General features: G+C 59.7%; 16 protein-coding genes. 8 read left to right on the forward strand and 8 right to left on the reverse strand.

The window, feature by feature from the left end:
• Window positions 1-52 precede the first annotated feature (52 nt).
• From ACQ4WO_RS22990 to gluQRS, 6 genes are all read left to right on the forward strand, one after another.
• Entirely contained in the window at window positions 53-865 is an 813-nt protein-coding gene (locus tag ACQ4WO_RS22990; RefSeq protein ID WP_436483521.1) for an outer envelope protein, read from the forward strand.
• 78 nt (window positions 866-943) lie between these two features.
• Window positions 944-2,803, forward strand: coding sequence for a type VI secretion system baseplate subunit TssF (gene tssF / locus ACQ4WO_RS22995; protein WP_436483387.1), 1,860 nt, complete (start codon window positions 944-946; stop codon window positions 2,801-2,803).
• Complete coding sequence (gene tssG / locus ACQ4WO_RS23000) at window positions 2,767-3,807, forward strand: type VI secretion system baseplate subunit TssG (protein ID WP_436483388.1); 1,041 nt, start codon at window positions 2,767-2,769, stop codon at window positions 3,805-3,807. The genes tssF and tssG overlap by 37 nt, the downstream gene beginning before the upstream one ends.
• A gap of 107 nt (window positions 3,808-3,914) precedes the next feature.
• Complete coding sequence (locus tag ACQ4WO_RS23005; protein ID WP_436483389.1) at window positions 3,915-4,469, forward strand: hypothetical protein; 555 nt, start codon at window positions 3,915-3,917, stop codon at window positions 4,467-4,469.
• A gap of 50 nt (window positions 4,470-4,519) precedes the next feature.
• Entirely contained in the window at window positions 4,520-5,017 is a 498-nt protein-coding gene (locus ACQ4WO_RS23010) for a hypothetical protein (protein WP_436483390.1), read from the forward strand.
• A 437-nt stretch (window positions 5,018-5,454) separates the two neighbouring features.
• Window positions 5,455-6,372, forward strand: coding sequence for a tRNA glutamyl-Q(34) synthetase GluQRS (gluQRS, locus tag ACQ4WO_RS23015; protein WP_436483391.1), 918 nt, complete (start codon window positions 5,455-5,457; stop codon window positions 6,370-6,372).
• A 193-nt stretch (window positions 6,373-6,565) separates the two neighbouring features.
• Here gluQRS and ACQ4WO_RS23020 read toward each other — a convergent pair whose 3' ends face one another.
• Entirely contained in the window at window positions 6,566-8,812 is a 2,247-nt protein-coding gene (locus tag ACQ4WO_RS23020) for a TonB-dependent receptor (protein WP_436483392.1), read from the reverse strand.
• Window positions 8,813-9,322: 510 nt separating this feature from the next.
• Between ACQ4WO_RS23020 and ACQ4WO_RS23025 the strand changes: the two genes are divergently transcribed.
• Both ACQ4WO_RS23025 and bla read left to right on the forward strand, forming a co-directional pair.
• A complete protein-coding gene (locus tag ACQ4WO_RS23025) occupies window positions 9,323-11,998 on the forward strand; it encodes a hybrid sensor histidine kinase/response regulator (RefSeq protein ID WP_436483393.1) in 2,676 nt (891 codons plus the stop codon).
• Window positions 11,991-12,884: a class A beta-lactamase gene (gene bla, locus ACQ4WO_RS23030; RefSeq protein WP_436483394.1), complete on the forward strand. Its 894-nt coding sequence runs from the start codon at window positions 11,991-11,993 to the stop codon at window positions 12,882-12,884. The genes ACQ4WO_RS23025 and bla overlap by 8 nt, the downstream gene beginning before the upstream one ends.
• Here bla and ACQ4WO_RS23035 read toward each other — a convergent pair whose 3' ends face one another.
• From ACQ4WO_RS23035 to ACQ4WO_RS23065, 7 genes are all read right to left on the reverse strand, one after another.
• Window positions 12,885-13,319, reverse strand: a complete 435-nt coding sequence (locus tag ACQ4WO_RS23035; RefSeq protein ID WP_052755885.1) for a DUF695 domain-containing protein — start codon at window positions 13,317-13,319, stop codon at window positions 12,885-12,887.
• Between the two features lie 39 nt (window positions 13,320-13,358).
• Entirely contained in the window at window positions 13,359-14,021 is a 663-nt protein-coding gene (locus tag ACQ4WO_RS23040; RefSeq protein WP_436483395.1) for a hypothetical protein, read from the reverse strand.
• A gap of 97 nt (window positions 14,022-14,118) precedes the next feature.
• On the reverse strand, window positions 14,119-14,385 hold the full coding sequence (locus ACQ4WO_RS23045; protein WP_436483396.1) for a PAAR domain-containing protein: 267 nt from the start codon (window positions 14,383-14,385) through the stop codon (window positions 14,119-14,121).
• Window positions 14,386-14,398: 13 nt separating this feature from the next.
• Window positions 14,399-16,015 carry a type VI lipase adapter Tla3 domain-containing protein gene (locus ACQ4WO_RS23050; protein WP_436483397.1) on the reverse strand — a complete coding sequence of 539 codons (1,617 nt, stop codon included), beginning with the start codon at window positions 16,013-16,015 and terminating at the stop codon, window positions 14,399-14,401.
• A gap of 80 nt (window positions 16,016-16,095) precedes the next feature.
• Complete coding sequence (locus ACQ4WO_RS23055) at window positions 16,096-18,366, reverse strand: Tle3 family T6SS lipase effector (protein ID WP_436483398.1); 2,271 nt, start codon at window positions 18,364-18,366, stop codon at window positions 16,096-16,098.
• An 18-nt stretch (window positions 18,367-18,384) separates the two neighbouring features.
• Window positions 18,385-21,180 carry a type VI secretion system Vgr family protein gene (locus ACQ4WO_RS23060; RefSeq protein WP_436483399.1) on the reverse strand — a complete coding sequence of 932 codons (2,796 nt, stop codon included), beginning with the start codon at window positions 21,178-21,180 and terminating at the stop codon, window positions 18,385-18,387.
• A 211-nt stretch (window positions 21,181-21,391) separates the two neighbouring features.
• Window positions 21,392-22,387 (reverse strand): extracellular catalytic domain type 1 short-chain-length polyhydroxyalkanoate depolymerase, encoded by a 996-nt coding sequence (locus tag ACQ4WO_RS23065; protein WP_436483400.1) that lies wholly within the window; start codon window positions 22,385-22,387, stop codon window positions 21,392-21,394.
• Window positions 22,388-22,456 lie beyond the last annotated feature (69 nt).

Below are 22,456 nucleotides of genomic sequence, written 5' to 3' on the forward strand. Positions count from 1 at the left end.
AGTGCCAAAAACTCTACCGTGTCTGTTGCTCTGCTTCACTACCACCCTCGGCGTGGGCGCAACCGCCCAGGCTGCCGAATGGAGCGATACCGCGCTGAGCTGGCGCGCCGGCAATGACTACCGCGAGCCGTTCAATCCGGACGACATCAAGAAAAACATCTTCGCCATCACGCACGCCAGCGGCTACAAATACGGCAGCAATTTCGTCAATCTCGATTTCCTCATGTCCGACAGCAAGGATCCCGGCGCGCTGGGTAAAACATCCGGCGCGCAAGAGGCATATCTGGTCTACCGCAATACCATCGACATCGGCAAGGTGCGCGGCAGCGACATCAAGTTCGGCCCCGTGCGCGGCGTCGGTGTCACCCTGGGCTTCGACGTCAACACCAAGAACGACGTCGGCTACAACTCGCGCAAGCGTATGCTGGTGGCCGGCCCCACCCTGATGTGGGACGTGCCCGGCTTCTTCAACACCAGCCTGCTGTTACTGCGCGAAAGCAACGCCCCCAGCGGCGCCTTCCCGCCCATCTCGCAAGTGACGGGCCGCTACACGTATAAAACGCACGCCATGCTGACGGGCGCCTGGGCCGTCCCCCTGTCGCCGCTGTTCTCGTTCGAAGGCTTCTTCAACCTCATCGATTCGAAAGGCAAGGATGAAGTGGGCCGTGATACGGCGGTGGAAACGAACATCGACATGCAAGTGATGTTCGACGTGGGTGCGGCCCTGGGCAGCGCCAAGAACACCTTCCGCGTGGGCCTGGAATACCAGTACTGGAAGAACAAGTTCGGCAACTCGCCCGCCACCACGGGCAACGTGGGCCAGACGGCGAAGACGCCGATGATACGCGCGGAGTACCATTTCTAAAATTCATTGTTTCGCATCAACACTCACGGTCGCGCCTGATGCCAGCATAAAGCTTTCCTGCTGGCGGAGAGCGCGACCGTGGAACAACTATTACCGTATTACGAGCGCGAGCTGGGCCTGTTCCGCCAGTACACGCGCGAGTTTTCCAGCCGCTATCCAAAGGCGGCCGGGCGCCTGCTGATCGCCGGCGAGACGTGCGAAGACCCGCACGTCGAGCGCCTGATCCAGTCCGTTGCCCTGCTCACTGCCAGGGTCGCCAAGCGCCTCGACGACGCCTATCCGCAATTTACCCATTCCCTGCTTGAAACCCTGTACCCGCACTACCTGCGACCCGTTCCCTCGTGCTCCATCGTGCGCATCGCCGCCGACGAAGCACCGGGCGGCAGCCAGCTGGCCCAGGTGGTGCATATTGCGCGCGGCACGGTGCTGCGCTCGCAGCCGGTGCAGGGCGTGGCTTGCAAATTCACGAGTGCATACGACGTGACCCTGGCGCCGCTGGCCATTTCTCGCGTACATTTCTCACCGATCATCGACACCCCGCCCGGCCTGGGCCTGCCCGCCGGCGCCAGCGCCTTGCTCAGCATCCAGTTCACCAGCGGCAGCGACAACTACTACCTGGACCAGGCCGGCTTTTCCAGCCTGCGCCTGTTTGCCGATGGCGAATCATCGGTGCGCGCGGCCCTGCTCGACGCCCTGTTCCTGCACGGCGCGGGCGCTTACGTGGCGCTGGACGAACACGGCCCATGGCAAGCCGTCGATGGCGCCTTGCTGGCGCCGGCCGGCTATGCGGACGACGACGCGCTGATCCCCATTTCCGCCCGCTCGCACCCGGCCCTGCGCTTGCTGACCGAGTATTTCGCGTTTCCGGAAAAATTCCATTTCATCGATATCGCCTGGTCGTTGCTGGTCCCCTTGCTGTCGAAACAGTGCCGCCAGTTCACCTTGCATCTGCCGCTCAAGGGTGTGCGCAGCGACAGCCACGAAGCGCGGCTCTTGTCCGGCGTCAGCCGCGACAACCTGCTGCCCGGCTGCACGCCCGTCGTCAACCTGTTTGCCAAGTCCGGCGTGCCGATCCGCCTCACGCATACCGAGCCCGACTACGCCCTGGTGGCCGATGCCACGCATGCGTTTGCCTACGACATCCACAGCATCGAGGCCGTCACCGTGGTGCGCAAGGACGAGACCGGCGAGTGCCTGAGCACCTTCTTGCCGCTGTATGCCTCGCTGCAAGGTGCACAGGCAGAGCATGGCCAAGAGCATGGACAGTACTGGCTGGCGCGCCGCGACGAAGCCGTGGCGGCCATCAGTCCCGGTCATGAAACGCGGTTGAGCCTGATCGACCCGCAGTTTTCACCAAGCAGCGCGGCCTGCGCCACCGTCTCGACGCAGCTGCTGTGCAGCAACCGCGACTTGCCCACGCAGTTGCACTACGGCTTGCCTGGCGGCGACCTGCTGGCCGAAGACGTGCCCGACGGCATCCCCGCGCGCTTCCTGCGCAAGCCCACGTCCAGCTTGCGTTTCCTGGCCGATAATGACGCGCACTGGCGCCTGATTGCGCACCTGTCGCTCAACTATTCCAGCCTGACACAAGCGGGCCTGGGCGAATTCCAGAAAATGCTGGGCCTGTACGACCTACCCCGCTCGCCCACCACGCAACGCCTGATCCAGGGCATCGTCACGCTCGAACACGGCAGCACGCGCGCGTGGATGCCCACCGTGCCGTTTCCCACCCTGATGCCCGGCATCGCCATCCGTGTGGGCATCGACGAGCAAGCCTTCGTCGGCAACAGCATCTATATTTTTGCCCAAGTGCTGCAGCGCTATTTCGCCCTGAACAGCCAGCTCAACTGCTTTAGCCAACTGACGCTGCTGTCGCACCGCAGCGGCGAGGAACTCATCCGATGCCCAGAACGCAGCGCCGACGCCACGCCAGCGTGATCCAGCAATTGCTCGACGCGCCGCAGCGCTTCGAGTGCTTCCAGGCCCTGCGCCTGCTGCTGGCCTGGCTGGCCGAACACGGCATCGACGAGCACACGGCGCTGGCAAAGCTCATACGCTTCGACAATAGCGTCTCGCTGCGTTTTCCCGCCAGCCAGATCGAGACGCTCACGACCGGCGGCGTCGACGATGCGGATTCCCTGCTGCAAGCGCTGCTGTCCGGCCACGACCAGCACATCCACCTCACGCCCGCCTTCATGGGCCTGCTGGGTTGCCAGGGCAGCTTGCCCAGCCACTATTCGGAGCGCATCGCCGCGCATCAGCACAGCGAACGCGACACCGGCCCGCGCGCTTTCCTCGACCTGTTTTCCAGCCGCGCCGTGGCCTTGTTTTACCAGGCCTGGCAAAAATACCGCATCGAACAGGCCGGCCACAGCGGGGACTTCCTGTCGCGCCTGCTTGCCCTGGCCGCATGCCGCCCGGGCCAGGATGAGGCGGCCGCCGGCCTGTACAGCGGCTTGCTACAGCAGCGCAACATCTCGTCCGTCGTCATTGCGCGCATCCTCGCCGACCACTTCAGTGTGCCCTGCCACATCGACGAGGCGACGGGCGCCATGGACGCGCTGGCGCCGCGCGAACAAACGGCGCTGGGCGCGGACAATGCCATGCTGGGCCAGCGCGCCCTCGTCGGCGAGCGCTGCCGCCGCCCCGACCTGGCCGTGCGCCTGCGCCTGGGGCCGCTCACTGCCAAGCAGCACGCCAGCTTCCTGCCGCGCGCCCCTGGCAACCAAGCGCTGCGGCGCATGCTGATGCTGTTCGGCCAGCCGCTCGTACGCTACGACATCGTGCTGGTGCTGCGCGCCGGCGATGTGCGGGGGACAACATTGGCGGCCGCGCCACAAAGCGGACTCGGCTGCAACAGTTTCCTTGGTAATGCGGCAACGCCGCGCCACCGCGATGACAAACATTACGAAATGCAATTGATGCCCTCATTCAACGATTAATACTTGCGGCCGCGCAACACGCTTGTGTTCGCTATTGCTTACAGTCGGCCAACGATTCCCACCGTAAAGCGACGCGCGATGAGCCAGTTCCCCGATACGACAGCGGCATGGATGGCATTAACGGGCGACATGCAGGGCCAGCGCCTCAAAAAATAACTTCATTAAAAATGAAAAAAATATCCTTTGATACAAAAAATGGCCATCTCCTACTAGACAATATCATGATTGCACCACTTAATGAATATGAATTTATTAAAATTGCAAAAGAAAATAACATTGAAATAGAAAAAAATAGAACAAACACTTATGTGCACAATTTATCTACGTGCGGAAGCTTGAATGAATTTGAATTTGGAATAAATTTCACTTTTGAAAATTATTGCATGACAGGTGTTTGGCTATCGTGGGATGGAGGAAATACAAAAAAATATGGATATAGCACAACAGAAAAGCAATTAATAGCCGACAAAAACAGCCTGACCAGATTACTTGCTAAAGTCTTGGACAAATATCCTAATGAAACAAAAAAAACGTTTTCCGCATTTAATTTCCCATGTGGCAACATCTCGGCTTCAGCATCTAATCAATCAGCTATGACATCAATCGGAATGTCTTGGAAAATATCGACGATGATGCACGAATTCAAGAAAAAATTTTCATAACAACAGAGTGAAAAAATTTAAAATCCCGGGCTATGCTTTTGATTTCATTGATGGCTTACTGCTTCTCAATGGGAAGGTTGTATTATCTAAAAAAAACTCCAGCAACCGATTTCATAAATAGTATTATCAATACATTTCATACCAAACCCACAACAACAGAGACGGAAATGTATATTTTTGATATCAATGGGTGGATAGGCGAATACGTTGTCGATTTAATTATTGCAAAAGAAAATTTCCCCGAAATTGATTACATAATAATGCATTACTTTGAAAATAATTCTGTAGGCAACGGCGTAAGTGAATCATCGCTAGTCAAACAAATTCAAAGAAAGTCTGGCATTCCCGGCCAAATGAAAGGACTATCAGAAATAGCATTTCAATTTTCGTGGGGAAGCGTTATCGTACAGCATGACATAAAAATATCCTCCTCATGCATAATCTTACAGTACAAAATATCCAGAAAATCACCCATCAGATTGAAAATGAATGATCATTGTGAATCGTATATCAATATAGATAAATCTGTAGAAGTGCAGAAAAAATAATATAATTCATAAGAAGTAGCAATATTTTTTTCCAAAAGCAAGTGAAATATGATGGCTAAATTTATTGAAGAAGCTACCTCGAAAATTAAAAATCTGTCTCCTCAATGAAATTTCTTTTGTAAATTCATTGATAGCATTGAATTCGTCAGACTGGCCAGACGAGGGGAACGTTGTAGCACTGCTCAGTAACAGGTTCAGCACGAAGGAATTCGACAAAGATTTACATTTCAGAGAGCTGAATGACCCGCATTATTGCAACGAAGAAATTTCATATATAGAAGATAACGTTACGCATTTAATTATCAATTAAGAAATATCAAGAACCGCCCGGGATTTGACTTGCCCATCGCCCTGCATGATACTTGCCGCTGTCGCCAAAGCTCCCTACCCTGAGCAATAAACCGTCTGCACCTGTCACCGCCATCCATACTCACCGCATGCCCACTCCCTCCGCCCCCTACATCGGCCGCTTCGCCCCCTCCCCCTCCGGTCCCCTGCACATGGGCTCGCTCGTTGCCGCCATGGCCAGTTATCTTGATGCGAAGGTGCATCGGGGCACGTGGCTGTTGCGTATCGAGGATCTGGACTATGACCGCAATGTCGAGGGTGCCGATCTTGGCATCCTGGCCAGCCTGCAGCGCTGCGGCATGCATTGGGATGGCGAGCCGACGTGGCAGAGCCGGCGGTTGCCGCTGTACGAGGCGGCACTCAAGCAGTTGCAGGACGATGGGCTCGTGTATGCGTGCGGCTGTTCGCGCAAGGAGATTCAGGATTCGAACTTGCAGGCGGGAACGCCGAAAAATGGGGCTGCCGTGTATCCGGGCACCTGCCGTCACGGCTTGGCGCCGGGCAAGGCGGCACGGGCCTTGCGGTTGCGGGTGCCGCAGGGGGCCGATGCGGTGTACGCTTTTACCGACCGCTGGGCGGGTCCGCAGCGGCAGGACCTGGCCAGCGAGGTGGGCGACTTCATCGTGCTGCGCGGCGATGGCTACTGGGCGTATCAGCTGGCCGTCGTGGTCGACGATGGCGCGCAGGGCATCACGCAGGTGGTGCGCGGCGCGGACTTGCTTGACTCCACGCCGCGCCAGCTGTATCTGCAAGATGTGCTGGGCTTGCCGTATCCCGGCTTCCTGCACGTGCCTGTCGTCACGAACGACAGCGGCGAAAAGCTGTCCAAGCAGACGGGTGCCCTCGCCTTCGATACAGGAACACAAGCCGAACTGCTGACGTCGGCGCTGCTGCCGGCCGCCCGCTTCCTCGGCCTCGACGTGCGTGCCGACAACGTGGAAGATTTCTGGCGGCAAGCCATTCCCACTTGGGCGCAGCGGCTGGCGCAACTTCCCGAGCGCACATAAAAAAACCCGCCGCGGCGAATCGTCGGCGGGTAGCAATGCAGGCGCCAGCCGCTAGGGCCGGCCCTGGAACCGAACACTGAAGAAAACCGTAGCGAGCGGCAGTGAGTTGCGGCTGAGAAGCGCAGCTGTGCTTTAGCACAGCGAGCATCGCAAGCCGCAAATCACGGCGCGCAGTAGGTTTGCTTATGTGTTCTTAGAAGTTGCCCTTGAACTGCACCCCAAACTGGCGTGGCTCATTGATGAAGCCCGTGCGGTTGTTGAAGTCGATGGCGCCCGTGATGCGCTGGGTGTCGGTGATGTTGCGGCCAAAAACGGCCATTTCATACTTGCCGGCATCCCAGGTGTAGCCTACGCGCAAGCCGCCTTCGACCATTGCCTTGCCGGTGAACTCGGTCGCTTCATACAGGAAGAAGTTGATCTTGCTGCGGTAAGCCCAGTCCGTGAAGACGAAGAATTCGCCGTTTTCCATCGGGATCGAATAACGGCCCGTGGCGGTGATCGTCCACTTCGGTGCTTGCGGTAATGGATTGCCGTCGATGATGGCACGGTTGCCAGTGGTCAGCGAATCGGTCACGGTGCAACGCGTTTGGGCGCAGGTAGCGATCGACAGGCTTGGATCCTTGATTTCCGTGAAGTTGTAGCTGCCGCCCAGGGACATCTTCAGGCTCGGCGTGACAAAACCTTCCAGTTCCAGTTCCGCGCCGCGGCCGTTCGTCTTGGCTGCATTGATCAAACGCGTCACGTTCGAGGTGCCGCCAACAACCGTCAACTGCTGGTTCTTCACCTGATAATTGTACAGGCTGAAGGCCACGCGGGCGCGGCGCTCGAACAAATCGGCCTTGATGCCGGCTTCGAACGAGGTGATCGTTTCGGCATCGGCCACGGTGACAGGCACGCTGGTGCTGGCCGGGGCGATACTTGGCGCGCGGAAACCGGTGGCGACACGGCCGTAGAAGTTCACGTCCTTGTTGTATTTATAGGTGCCGCTCAAGTCCCAGTTGACCTTGGCTTTGCTGACATCGGCGCTGGTCGGGCTGACCTGCACGATGTTGGTCGCTTCCACCGTGTTGAAATCCTTCTTGTCCTTGGTGTAGCGCAGACCGGCACGCAGCATGAAGTCATCGTTGACGGCGTAGTTGACGGAACCAAACGTTGCCCAGGCCGAGTTCTTCTGGCGGCTGGCCAGGTGCGTGGTCAGCACATGCGTGTTGGTATCGAAGTTGTCGGTGAAACCGTTGGCATCTTCATTGAAGTAGTAGACGCCAGCCTGCCAGTTGAGCGGACCGGCATTTTTCGATTCGGCGCGGAATTCTTGCGAGTACTGCTTCACACTGGTGATGCCGCCAGCCGTCTCAACCTGGAAAGGAATGAAATTGGGGCTGGTCGGGCCAAGTCCGTTCGGCGTGCCGCCATCGATGTCGCCATGCGACACGTAATTGCCGACCTGTTCAAAGCCGGTGATCGAGTACAGTTTAATACCGTCCAGGTCCCAGCTCAGGCGGGCGCTGGCGCCGTTGGTGCGCAGGCGCTGGAAATTCGGTGCATTCGTGAACGACTTGTTCGGGTCGAAACCGTCGACGATATCGTTCGTGCCCTGCTTGATCATGTTGGCGTAGAAGATGCGCGCGCTGCCCGTGGTGCTGCGCTGGTGCACATTGAACAGGGCGTTGAACATGGTGTTCGGTGCGTACAGCAGTTGCACGCGTTCGGCGTGTTCATCGTAGCCGTCCAGCGCGTTTTTCTGGCCCGTAAACGTGTTGTCGACGTAATCGTCGCGGTGCTGGCGCAGGGTCGAGAAGCGCAGCGCCCATTCTTTGCTCAACGGCACGTTGACGGCGCCGTCGAAGTTGGTCGTGTTGTGCGTGGCGGCGGAAACGTTGTAATAGCCTTCAATCTTGTCCAGGTTCGGCTTGACGGATTCGAACTTGACCACGCCGGCAGGCGTATTGCGGCCGAACAAGGTACCTTGCGGGCCGCGCAGCACTTCCACGCCAGCCACGTCGAAAATCGGATAGCCCTTGAGGATCGGATTTTCTTGCACGACATCGTCGTAAATCAGGGAAACAGGTTGCGATGCAAAGATGTTGAAATCGGTGTTGCCGTAGCCGCGGATGTAGAAGCGGGGGAAGGTACGGCCATTCGACGATTCCACGTTCAGGCTCGGCACTTTGCCAGCCAGCACGCGGATATCCTGACCGCCGGAGACCAGCACGTCGAGCTTCTCGTCGCGCAGCAGCGAGACAGAGACGGGCACGTCGCGGATATTTTCCTTGCGGCGCTGCGCCGTCACGGTCACGGTTTCCAGCTGGCTGGCGGCAGGCGCCGTATCAGAAGCGACTTCATCTGCATACGCCGAACCGATAGGCAGGGCTGCGGACAGTGCCAGCATGGCGGCGCTTTTGGCGCACAACCGCTTGTGCATCTTGGACATCTTGATCATGTTGTTTCCCAGAAGTTTAAAAAAAGAATTGCGAAACCTGTCTCCGGCTTATGTACGGCGCTGGATGATCGTGTGCACCATCACGGTGCAGCAGCGCAAGCAGATGTCTCTCCGCTCCTGGCGTCACTGGCTCTGCCCTGGCTGTCGTGCTGGCTGACAGCGGTAGCGGCCGCATCTCCGGGATGTCTGATGAACACCAACTTTTGAGTAAGGCGCCAATTTAATTCAAGCGCCTTATGCGCTGCAAGAATATTGTTATGTAAAATATTCATTCATCAACATAAAGGGCCGACTAGTGGTTATTCAGCCACAATAACGCCTTCGCCTTGCTATTTCCGCTGATGACTTGCCGCATGGCACGCCTTTTTCGCCCGGCCAGACGAAAGCGGAATTGGCATCCTGCAAGACAGCCCCGACGGTAAAAATAGTTGTAATATCGCCAGACTTGCGCTGCCATGCCGCCCCATTCCAGTGCGGCGGCGGCCCCCTGCACCATCGTTGATCGCCGCCATGCCAGAACCCAGCCTGCCCAGCAATGCCGTCCCGTCCTCCACCGTCGCCGCCCAGGCGGCGCATTTACTGCTGAGCGCCCATTGCGACATCGTCTGGAGCACAAAAACCTTCGGCCAGTTCGATGCCGACCAGCCCACCTGGCGCGCCTTCACGGGTCAGACCGAGGCCGAACTGCTGGGCCGCGGCTGGCTCAACGCCCTGCATCCGGATGACCGCAAATTGCCTTACGTCGTGCCGTCGCATCTGACCAGCGTGTTCGAAGCGGAATACCGGCTGCGCCACGTCAGCGGCGCCTACCGTAATATGCTCGTGCGCATGCTGCCGGTGCTGGCGCCCGATGGCAGCATCGTTGAATGGCTCGGTTCGCATTGCGACGTGACGCAGCAACGGCAGACGGAACAACGGCTGCGCCTGGCCATGCAAGGTGGCCGCATGGGTACGTGGGAAATCGACCTGGGCAGCGGCAGCATGGCCGGCTCCGATGCGTTCAAGGCAAATCTGGGCCTGCCGCCTGACAGCCACATCGATTACGCGCAGCTGACGGGCACCATGCTCGACGGCGACCTGCAGCACTGGCAAGCGGTAGTGCACGCGGCCATCGCCAGCGCCGGCGATTTCGAAATCGACATCCGCGTGCGCTGGCCCGATGGCTCGCTGCACTGGGCGCACATGCGTGGCACCTGCGCCAGCGATGGCGCCGGCAACGTGATCGCCCTGTCCGGTATCTCGCTCGACCTGACGGCCAGCAAGCAGAATGAGGAAACCCTGCGCCTGACCCTGGCGGCCGGCGAAGTGGCCACCTGGAACTGGGACATCGTTGCCGACCGGGTCACAGCCGACAGCAATATGGCGCGTTTGTTCCCCGTCAATGCCGATACGGCCACTGCGGCGCCACTGGCGCGCTACCTGGACATCATCCATCCCGATGACCGAGAACAAGTCAGCGCGCAGATTACCGAGGCGCTGCACGCGCACACGCCGTTCGAGGCCAGCTACCGCGTCGGCGCCGGCGATGGCAAGTACCGCTCGGTCATCGCGCGGGGCCGCGCGGAATACGCGCCCGATGGCACGCCCCTGCAATTGCCCGGCGTCCTGCTCGACATCACGCGCCAGAAACAGGTGGAAGATGCGCTGCGCCGCAGCGAAGAACGCTACCGCACCCTGATCGAACTGATGGACCAGGCCTTTTGCGTCATCGAAATGCTGTACGACGAGCAAGGCCGTCCCGTCGATTTCCGCTACCTCGAAGGCAACCCCACCTTCGACAAGCAGTCGGGGCTGGAAAATGCCATCGGCAAGACCATCCGCAGCTTCGTGCCCGACCACGACCAGCACTGGTTCGACCTGTACGACCAGGTTGTCAAGACGGGCGAGCCCGTGCGCTATGAAAACGAAGCCGTGGCCATGGAGCGCTGGTTCGAAGTCTTCGCCGCCCGCCTGGGCGGCCCCGGCAGCCGCCTGCTGACGGTGCTGTTCAGCGACATCAGCGAGCGCAAGCGCTCGGAGCAGCAATTGCGCCAGCTGGCCGACAACCTGTCCGAAATGGACAGGCGCAAGACGGAATTCCTCGCTACCCTGGCGCACGAACTGCGCAACCCGCTCGCGCCCATCCGCAACGGCTTGCAGATCATGCGCCTGGCCGCCGACAAGCCCGCCACCGTGGCGCGAGTGCGCGACGTGATGGAGCGGCAAGTCAATCAGATGGTGCATCTGGTCAATGATTTACTCGACGTGGCCCGCATCACGCGGGGCCAGATCGAACTCAAGCTCGAACGCACGGACTTGAAAGCCATCATCGCTTGCGCCGTGGAGACGAGCATGCCGCTGATCGAAGCGGGCCGCCACCAGTTGCATGTAGAACTCGATGAGCAGGCGCTGCCGCTCGAGGCCGATCCCACGCGCCTGGCGCAAGTGCTGGGCAATTTGCTCAACAACGCCGCCAAGTACACGCCGGCCGGCGGCCACATCAGCTTGCGCGCATTACGCGATGGCCACGAGGCATTGATTGAAGTCCAGGACAGCGGCGTGGGCATACCCGCTGAATCGATCACGACCGTGTTTGACATGTTCACACAGGTGGGGCAAAACATGGGCAGGGCTCAGGGCGGCCTGGGCATCGGCCTGTCGCTCGTGCGTCGCCTGGCCGAGTTGCATGGCGGCAGCGCCGCGGTGACCAGTCCCGGCGCCGGCCTGGGCAGTACCTTCAGCGTACGCCTGCCCCTGCTGGCGGCGCAGCCAGCCGCCTCCACCGCGCCTGCCGTGCCCGCCGTCACTACCAGCGGACCGCAGTTCCGCGTGCTGGTGGTCGACGACAATGTCGACGCGGCCGTTACCCTCGCCGCCGTGCTCGACATGATGGGCCATGCCACGCAAGTGGCCCATGATGGCGCACAGGCCCTGGTCGTGGCGCCGCAGTTTTTACCGGACGTCATCTTCCTCGACATCGGCTTGCCCGGCATGAACGGCTATGAAGTGGCGCGCGCGCTGCGCAGGATACCGGCCGGCGCCAACGTCGTGCTCGTCGCATTGACGGGCTGGGGAGCAGAAAACGACCGCAGCCAATCGAGCGCGGCCGGCTTCGACCACCATCTGACCAAACCGGCCAACCTGCTCGCCATCGGCGAACTGCTGGCCACCCTTTCCACTCCAAAAACCCTGACAGACCATGACTGAATCCCTGAACCACGTCCGCCGCAACCTCCTGCTGGCCGGCGGCGCTACCCTGCTGTGCCCGGCACCGCTGCTGTTTGCCGCGCCCACCACCAGCATCGCCACCGCCCAGACGCAACTGGCCGCGCTGGAACAAGCCGCAGGCGGACGCCTTGGCGTTGCCGCGTGGCGCCAGGGCAGCGAGCTGCGCGTTGCCTATCGCGCCGACGAACGCTTTCCCCTGGCCAGCACCTTCAAGGCCATGCTGGCGGGTGCCGTACTGGCCCGCAGCGTCAGCCAGCCGGGCTTGCTGGATCAGCATGTGCGTTACGAGAAAAAAGAACTGGTGACCTACTCGCCCATCACGGAAAAGCATCTGGCCGACGGCATGAGCGTGGCCGATCTGTGCGCCGCCACCTTGCAGTACAGCGACAATAGCGCAGCCAATTTCTTGATGACACTCTTGGGCGGGCCGCAAGCCGTGACGGCATTTGCGCGCAGCATCGGCAATACGGTGTTCCAGCTGGAACGCTGGGAAACGGAATTGAATAGCGCCATCCCCGGCGAAGTGCGCGACACGGCCAGCCCCGCGTCGATGGCGCACAGCTTGCAGCAATTGTTGTTGGGAAATAGCTTGCCGGCACCGCAGCGCCAGCAACTGGACACCTGGATGCGCGGCAACACGACGGGCGACAAGCGCATCCGCGCCGGCGTGCCTGCCGGCTGGCAAGTGGCCGATAAAACGGGCTCGGGCGCGTATGGCAGCGTCAACGACATCGGCGTCGCCTACCCGGCCAGCGGCGCGCCGCTGGTGATCGCCGTGTACTACACGCGCGAACAGAAAAAAGCGGACACGAATCAGGACATCATCACGGCCGCCACGCGCATCGTGACGGCCGCATTGGTGTAATTACTTCGGTAACGCCGCCATAAACCCCGCATACGTGGACCAGGCGGGGTCGGCCGCGCTGCGGATTTCGATCGGGAACTTTGGACGCGGCGCCAGCGCCGTGTTCAGGCGATTGAAAAACTCTTCACCCGACTGCGTGTAATAAATCCATTCGCGCAAATTTTCGCCCGTCGATACGAGCGCCAGCGTGGCGAAGCCGTCTTCTTCCACCACGGGCGCCAGCGCCGCTTCCAGTTCCTCCATGTGCTCGCGCTCGTTCGGCGCGGGCATGCCCGTCTCGTCCTCGTAACGCCAGGCGATGATGATGCGGTCCGGCTGCGACGACAGGTCCCAGTCGTCATGGAACGTATCGACATAGCGGTAGATGATGGCCATCTCGTCGCTATGCGTGACGATGGTGCCCCAGCTGCGGGCGGAAGTGGAATTTTCGTTCATGGTTGCAACAGTCAAAAAAATAATTCGAGGGTGTGCAGCTTACAGCACCGGCGGGCAAGTCACATTCCACGCGTCATACTGGGCACCACTCTTGCGCAGCCAGACACGGGCGTAGCTGTCGCGGTCGCTCTTGAACACGAGCGCATAACGCTCTTCGGCACGCGGTGCGGCGGCGCCCACGTCGACGGCCGCCAGCGAAAACTTCAGCGCCCGCAACGGGGCGCAGGCCGTATTGCCAGCCATCAGCAAGCGCGCCCGTTCCAGCAGCGACTTTTGATACAGCAACACGCCTTCCAGTTCCCCATCGGGCACGCGCTGCAGCATGCGCACGGGTTCAGCCACAGGCCGGCAGGTGCCACGGTCGAGCCAGGCGTAATACTCCATCCCCGCCTCCTGCCAGCGCGCCTGCTTGCCCTCGCCGTGCAGCACGAACTTGGTGCGCTGCGTCCGGCACAGCGCGCCATGGCCGCGATACGGCGACGTTTCCACGCTGCCCACCACTTCGCTGCCGCGTCCGCCCACTACGGGCACGCTCTCGAACACGGTGCGCGCAGCCGGCTCGCCCGGATATTGCTGCGCATAAAATTCCAGCAAAGACGCGCGCTGCTGCGCATCGACCGCCACCGCCTCGGCGGCACTGGCAGAGAGGCACAGAGCCGACACGACGCACAGCGCCAAGGGGCGCGCGAAATAAGCTGGCATGTATCCTGGCATGGCATTCCTTCAATCGACGTTCAAGGGCGGGTATCGCCCAAGCGCAGATTATATAGTTACCAGGAAATACCGGGAGCGTACGGCCTCAGGACGTGCGGAAGTTGACGCCGCCAGCGAGCAACCTGGCGCCGCAAGTGGTAGTGTCGCCTTCGAAGGCGATGGCGATACCGTTGATGCTGTGCCGGGACGAGCCGCTGGCAATCTTGCAGCCCTGATGACCCTTGATGGGGCAGCTGCACAAGTCCCCGACGCAGGCGACGGCAATGCCATTGACCGTAAAATGCGTGGCGGCACAACTGAGCACCTTGCCGCCGTGCGACGTGGCGTCTCCCAAACGGATGGCTTTGCGCATGCTGCCTCCCGAATTATTGTCCCGCCTGGCTTTCCAGGATGGCTTCCACCGATGGCGCCGCATAATTGGCCGGATCGATAGACGGCGTGACGCGGCTGCGGAAGATATCGCCATTGGCATCCTGCTGCTGGCGTTTGGCATCCGATGGCGGCGTAATGAAGATGATGCTGGCCTCATTACCGTCGCGCAAATTAATCGCCGCACTGGCGCCGCCATCGCGATAGCTGCCCATCACACCGATAGCCATCTGCATGAACCAGGTGGCTGCGCCGGTATTGCCCAGACGATGGTCGGTATTGATGAACTGCGCGCTCTTGCTGCTGTCGATTTCCGGGCCACCCTGTGCCGCATAGTCATGCAACATGCCTTCGAGCATCAACAGCTGCTCGGACTGCTTGCCTGTGCCGGCCACGATGCGCGCCGGTCCCTTGCCGCGTTCGGCTTCCGGCAAAGTCTGCAGTGCCTGCTGCCAGCCCGCATTGAACATCTTCTGGCGCTGGTCACGCCGCGTGACAGGCTTGCCCTCTTCATCCGTAAATTTGACAAAGACGGGCCGGTGCACGAAACCGAACGAGGGCAAGCGGTCGAAAGTTTCCATCTGTTCCCGGTTCCACGGAATGGGAAACCAAGGCGTCGGCTTCCAGTCACGCGGGGGGCGATTTTCCCAGGGATTGAGTTTATCGAAGGTGTGCAAGCCCACGCCGCGGATATCGGGGCGCTGGGCGAAGGCGGCGGCAGCGGCAAGCCATTCGGCGACGGTGGGTTGACGTTCGCTGAAGGCTTCAGGTCGCTGCTGTTTCGCGCGCGAGGGCAGCGACTGCATGACGTCGTAATACATGCCACGCAATTTTTCCTGGACGAACTTATTCTCCGGGTCATCCCATACAAAAGGACGCAACGCTTCTATTCGCTCGCGGCGCGCCAGGATAAAGACTGCCGTAGCATCAGGCATATCTGGAATGAAATATCCGTTTACCAATTTCCTTGCAGTGCCTGGCTTCCGATTGCCGTCCCGCGTGCCAACGCTATCCTCGGAATGCAAAACGATGTAGGGTACGTCAGGATGCTTATCGAAAAAGTCAAATACTTCAATAAGCAATTGGTCAGGATGTTCATCCAGCTTCCAGGAAGCAATCGAAAACAAGTGCCAAGCCATACCCGACGTGCCAGCGCCAGCCACGAGTCCCGCCATCGGCTCAGTCAAGCTCGGTTGTGCCGCCGGGTCAAGGATGGGAGTACCTGCATAGAACGACGGCAGCCCCCAGTATAAGGGGGTAAAATTGACACCATTTTCCAGCGCGTCATAGGCCCTGCTGCCGCCTTCCCCGTCCTTGTCATCGCCCGTCCATGGGTATTTCTTGGGATCTTGTTCGCGTATGCTGGTGTAAGCACTTCCTTTTTGCAAAGCCTCCCACAATTTTCCCTGACGGTATTTATCCAGCGTCACACCCAATCCGATCACTTCCAGCACATACTCTTGCCCTGCGTCCATAGGTTTCTTTGGCTGTTGTGCCTGCAATTGTGACGCAATTTCACGCGCATGGCTCTTCGATAGGGCACTGAGCCACAACAAACCAAAAAATAAAATTACAACAACTATTGATATTCCCAACCAACGAAGCGTCATCATAGTTATCACCTTTTGGCCTGCAGTTTCGGAGAAACAATAACCCGAAGCAAGTTATTACCGACGGGGCTAAAACAACCGATTTATTTTGCTTTTTTTTCGTTCACTATTTTTATGTTTTTTGTCTGCGATACTACAATTTTCCACAATGGCCCTGAGAGCAAGGGCAATCCTGCAGGCAAAACTCCAGTGTTGTAATAGTCAATGGCGCCATTGATCACGGCACTTCTCCAGGCGGGTTCGACGGATAAATATGGCGCAAACTCCAATACGAATTTTTCTTTTATCCGTATTCCATTGCGCCCTTTTTCGTTGCTCTTTAGGTCCTTCACCCGCCAATCCGCCACCGCACATAAATACGCATAGAACTGCGGATCAGAACTAGCCTTGCCGCTGCCAATCGCCACGTCATATGCAGTTACCTGGCTGTGATTTTTGGCGCTCCCGATAATCGAACTGTGGAAGGACTTGGCGCTGACTTCACGTTGCCAGCGCAACCGCGCCTCATTCGGGCTTTCCTGGATGGTTGCCAAGACATTTCCTTCCGTATAACGGGTGGCGGCAATGACCTTGCGTTGATCGAGCGGCCCTTTGCCATCGAGTTTCTTTTCCTTGTTATAGGCTGTCGTCATCAAGGCCAGTTCGGCCCCGCGTATGGCTTCGTCGCGCTCTGGGAAGCGACGATAGCCGGCCGGATCCGGACGGTCCTCGGCGGTTGTGTGCAGGCCGCTTCCGCTGGTCAGCGCCACTGATGCATCGCAGGGATCGACTTCTTCCGCAGGTCCCTGATCTTCAGGTTTGCGGTTTCGCATCATCGAGGTTTTTGGAATATTGAGCGGATCGATTTGCGAAGTGCCCCGCAAATCGGCCGGCACCGGCTGTTTCAACGCCTCGCCATTGATGGTGCGTATGCCATTACGCTGTTCCGTCTTGCTCAACCTGGTATTGATAGGCCAGGCCACTGCTTTATGTTGCGCACGGTATTTTCGTAATGAAACATCGACGTGTGCCTGTTCGCTTTCTGTCATGAGGCGCAGTGGAAAATCAAATGGCGGCGGCTTGCCTACCAACGACAGCGTGGTCTTTCCAGTGGCCGGATCCAGCCTGGTCTTGTTGCTGAATATCCGTTGATAAAATCTGCCACCCAGTTCCGTCAGCGCATTGCGTACCTGCTCGCGCTCCACCATCCTGGTATGTCCTGATGAAACGCTAACCCCATCAAGACTGAGAGTCTCCTCCTCTTCCACCAATTCGCTTCCCGATGCATAATCGGGCACGCCATCCCAGCCTATGCCCTGGATGTTATCGAGGGCCACCGTCATGTCTTCAGGGCAAAAATATAGATAAACCTTGCGACGGTTGTCGCGGTCGTCAGCACTCTGCCAGCGGTTGCCGACCATGCCACGATGTTCATCTTTTTTCAGTTCGGCAAACGGTGGCTTGCAAGCCTGTCCATTGCCCTTCGTCACCCCGGCCACAATGTTCACCAAGGTATTCAGGCGCGCGCCCATGGTCTGCGCACCACTGAGCAAATGGTAATAGGGCTTCATCGCCGCATCCTCGCCGCCATCGAACCAGGCAGCCCCTCGCATCAACAGAGGCAGGCTGTCCACCAGGCTGTACGGCGGATGCGTGAGTACCAGATTATCGGCCGGTGCCAGCCCCTTTTCCATCAGCATCGCTTGCGCCAGCAGCGACAGCAGACAGCCCTGGCTGTGCGCAACGATGCTGACGGTATCATTCGCATCGTAATCGCGAATCATGGAAATGAGCGCAGCCAGCCGCTGGGCCGCCAATACCATGTACATGCGCCCGGGCGCTGTCTTCAGTGGCCGCAAAGCATCTCCCATGGGATCGCCAGGCGCATAGATACCCGGACGCCACATGTCGGGCAAGCTGCTGGTGGCGTTACCGAAAGGACCTCCTTCCTTGGACAGGTCCTTGTCGAGGCGATTGCCGTAGCGGTCGACGGACTGGCCGTTGATGGTTTTGCATTTCACTGCCACTTCACGGTAGCCCCAGTAAAACGGAATCACGGGGCTGTTGGTGTCCTTGGCGATCGTACGCTTGAAGAAAACGGCATCTGGATCGTCTTCCAGCTTGTCCTTGTCCGCCGCGACAGGCATGCGGTAAGTGGCAGGGGTAAAGCCGCGTCCCAGCCTTTGCGTCAATCCTTCGCACAAGCCATCTTCCACCGCCTTGTAGCTGACGCCCACGTCATTGACGCCATGGATGACGATGATATTGCCCGGCAAATTGCGGCGTATCTTGACCTTCTTGCACACGCTGCGTTCGCAATGCAGGATCGCCACGTCCTCGCCCACGACGTACGGTATTTTCGGATAGCTGCCCATCGCACTCTCCTGGCGTCGTCAATCCTTGTTGTTGAACACTTCGATGGCGGCCAGGTGCATCGCTGCACGCTCCAGCACGTCCGTCTTGCCGCCCCCGTCGCTGCGTCCATCGGCGGACGAGCCATCGCCCAGCTTCACGGCAAAGTGCGCCTGCGGCGCCAGTTGCGGTGCTGGCGGCACGCCATCGGCGGGATGGTCATCGCCCTCATATTGAAAGATGAACTGCTGATCGGCCTTGCCCTCGGAAAAACTTGGCAATTGCACCTCCATGCTTTGCGGGTCGTTGAAGACGAAGTTGGGCGCATTGAAGTTCAGCGGCGACTTGCTGCCAAAGGTAATGCCATCGGCGATGCGGATGAAAGCGCCGTGCTTGGAAATCAACACGATTTCATCGGCCATACCCGTCAGCTTGCCGTCGCCGGCCGTCAGCTTCAGGTTTTTCCCCGCATTGAGTTCCATGTCGTCATGCTGGCTTTGCAGCAGGAACTTGCCATGGTGCGCGATGGCGCGGATGCCGTCCGCGTGGGAAAACAGCGAGATGCCCTTGCCTGCGTTCACGCTGTAGCGCTGGCCTGCCACCGCTTGCAGGTGCTGCTGCGCCACCGTATCGATATTGCTGACGGCATAGCTGACGATGGCTTTCGAGCTGGCAAAGCTGATGCCGGCAGGCGCCGTGACGGCGATCACCGGCGCACCGCCCAGTTCGGCACGGGGTTCCGTATTGCTGCCGCCTTCCCAGCCTTTCAAGCTGTGCTGCAATTCCTGCTGCGCCTGCTCTTCCTGCTCCAGTGCCTGATGCGTGGCGGCATAGCTGCCCAGCGAGTGAAACAATTCCAGGCAGTTTTCCATCAGGCCCAGATATTCGCTGCGCGCCATGTGCCCTCCGTCGCCGTTCAGGCGCTTCCAGGCCGAGATCAGCATGCCCTTGCCCGCCCGCATCGCCAACTGCTCGTCGGTGCGCAGTTCGGCGCCTTCGCCCCGCGCTGTGCCCTGGCCGTTGCGCCGGTCCTGCGTCAGCCAGCCCAGGTTGAGCTGGGTGGAACCATGATCGCTGGCAAGCTGGGCATTGATTTGCCCATGGACATCATCAAAGCGCAGCTGATTGCCACGCGTGCCCTTGATCTCGCGGCTCTTGATGCCGGACAAATAACGGTTGCCGGGCAGGTCGCCTGCCTTGCTCAAGGCAACCGGCTGCGCGCTGTGGTTGTACAACTGTCCCACGATGATGGGTCGGTCCGGGTCGCCACCGAGAAAGGCCAGCAAGACTTCGCTGCCCACGCGGGGCAAACCCAGATAGCCGCATTGCAGCATGCTGCCGGGTCCGCTTCCCGCCCAGCTGGACGCGACTCTTACCCAGGCCGAATCGGCATCGGTGTCGGAAGCGCCCGTGCCGCCGGCATGCTCGTGGTCCACCTTGCGCGTGGCGGGGAAGCGCACCTTGACACGGCCCATTGCATCGCAATGAACTTCCTCATTGGCCGGCCCCACCACCACGGCGCTTTGCATGCTAACTGGCGGCAGGTCGATGCGTGTATCGTAGGCCGGAACGATGGGCACGCCGCGCCGCACGACAGACACTTCAATACGCATGCGCAAGGGGCCGCCGTCCACTTCGGCCGCCAGATCGCGCTGCTTCTGCACGCCCTCATCGTCCAGCCAACGGTTGCGCGCAAACAGGCGTGCCACCCTGGCGGCTAGCTCCCTGGGTAAATTATTTTGCGCCGCCACCTGCAGCGACGTGACGACAAAATCGCGCTCGGCCGCAGGCAAGGCATCGATGTCGGGGTGCTCGGCCAGAGTAAAGTATTCACCCGGACACAGGTCGCGTACGCTGCCTTCGGCGTGAAAGCAATGGCTCTCGTAATCGTGCTGCTGCATGGCCAGCATGCCCAGCTGACACAACGCCTCATGGTCCACGCCCGCGCGCGGTGGCAGCAGCCGGTAATCATCAAGCGTGGCGGCAATGGCATTGCCATGCATGCCCTGCTGCCCCCGTCCCAAGGCATCGGCAGCCATGAACGGCCGCGCACGCGGGTGTTCTTCATTCCAGCTATGGCGCGTTACCTTGCCCGCCTGCAGCTTGCGCACTTCGCTCCACGAGGTGAGCGTGTCGCGTTCTTCCGTTGCCCGGTCCGCGTGATAGCGCACGGTGTCCGCCATGTTTTTTCGCAAGCCGTCGGCATGGTTGAACAGCACCAGGGTATGCGCCGGCTCGGCATGTGCATCCGTATTGCCCTCCGCACGGAAAAACCAGGCGACGCCGCTGCGTTTGAGCAAGCGCCGCACAAAGGCTGCATCCGACTCATTGTGCTGCATGACAAACTCGCGCTGCGGATATGTCTGCGCTTCGAAGAAATCGGCAAACGCATACTGAAACGCATGCGCCAGCACGGTATTGCTGCGTATCCATTCGTCGAGCAAAGTCTTGACGATCTCGATATCCGTCAGACGCCGGAAGACGCGCGTATTGCAGCGCTTTTCCATGATGGCGAAGGCATCCGTCAGCACCAGCTGGTAGCTGGCCAGCGCGCCGTCGCTGTCGCCGGCACTCGCTTGCGTGACAAGGCCGCAGATGCTGCGCAGCAGACCCTGGTCGGTGACGATATCGATAGCGGCGGGCAAGGCAATCAAACTACTGAGCGGCAAGTCGGCATGCGTCGAGACACACAGCACGCGGTATTCGAGGCCACCACAGATGGACTCTCTGCCGGCGATACGCTGCGGTATCAGCACACCGTCGGGCACCTTGGGCGAAACGCCCAGGCGCAGGCGCAAGGGACGCTGGGCACCCGATATCAACTCGTCACCGTCCATGGCGTTCTCCTCGTTCGCACTTGCCTCTAATCAAGCTGGAGAACCGACAATGCCATGGGATGACAGGGAAATACTTGATATTTAGTAAGAATCCGTCAAGGTGCCCAATACTTCCATCAACCTTTTCCGCTTGGCCAGCAGGGCCGGCCTTGAGCAGCACAATGGGGCGCCATCGCTGCGCCCCATGCTCCAAGCTGCATGCCTCACGCCATCAGCGCTGGTAATTCTTGAAGAAATTCCAGCTGATCACAGTGGCGTCCGGGCCCAGTTCATCGCTGAAGGGCCAGCCGGGAGGGCCGCCGCTCCACGCGTGATTCATACCCTCGACCGTGTATTTTTGCGCGATGACGGCGCCGTTGCGCAGGTACGTGTCGATGGAGTAGCTGCGGCCGTACGGCACCGTCTGGCGCACGATGCTGTCGGCACGGTAACGCACGCTGTCATTGTCGAGGCCATCGTCGCCATAGTCGCTGGTCTGCAGGAATTGCTCGATGGTTTGCTCGCCGTTGACGGGATTGACGACGATGTCGGACGTGCCGTGGAACACCATCGTCGGCATCAGCCGGCGCGGCGAACCGGAGCAGCGCCACGCATCCTTGCCCCGTACTTTCGGATCGAACGAGCTGCCGTTGAACAGCGAGTCGGCGGCCGTGACCAGGCCGGTGGCGCCCTTGTACATGCCGCCCGAATGCACCATCACTGCGGCGAACACATCCGAATAACAGGCGGCCATGATGGAAGCCATGGCGCCGCCCGCCGAGATACCCGTCACATACACACGGCTATCCTCCACCGCGTAATTATTCTTGACCTTGTTCAAGATGCCCATCAGCACGGCGGGCTCGCCCGTGCCCCGCTCCTGGTTCAGCGGCAACATGAAATTCCAGCAGCGCATGGGGTTGGCCGTGACGTTCTGGCGCGGATAGACAACGATGAAGTTTTCGCTGTCGGCCAGCTGGTTATAGCGGCTGACGGCGGCCATGCTGTTCGGTTCGGAACCGCAGCCGTGCAGCATCAGCACGACGGGCAGCGGCCTGTTCGGATTGTAATTGCTCGGTAGCCAGACCTGGTATTCGCGCGAACCCCACAGGCTCGCGTACAGGCCGAAATCCCACTGCCCGGCGGCAGCCGGCAACGCGGTCAGCAAGCCGCAGGCGGCGATGAGTGCGGATAAGTAGTAACGCAGTTGGTGATGCAGATGTGCCATGCCAGTCTCCTGATTATTATTAAGGACGAAAACAGCGACAACAAACCGGCTTGACGCCCGTCAAGCCGG

Source organism: Janthinobacterium aestuarii, from assembly GCF_051380835.1.
GTDB classification, from domain to species: Bacteria; Pseudomonadota; Gammaproteobacteria; order Burkholderiales; family Burkholderiaceae_D; genus Janthinobacterium; species Janthinobacterium aestuarii.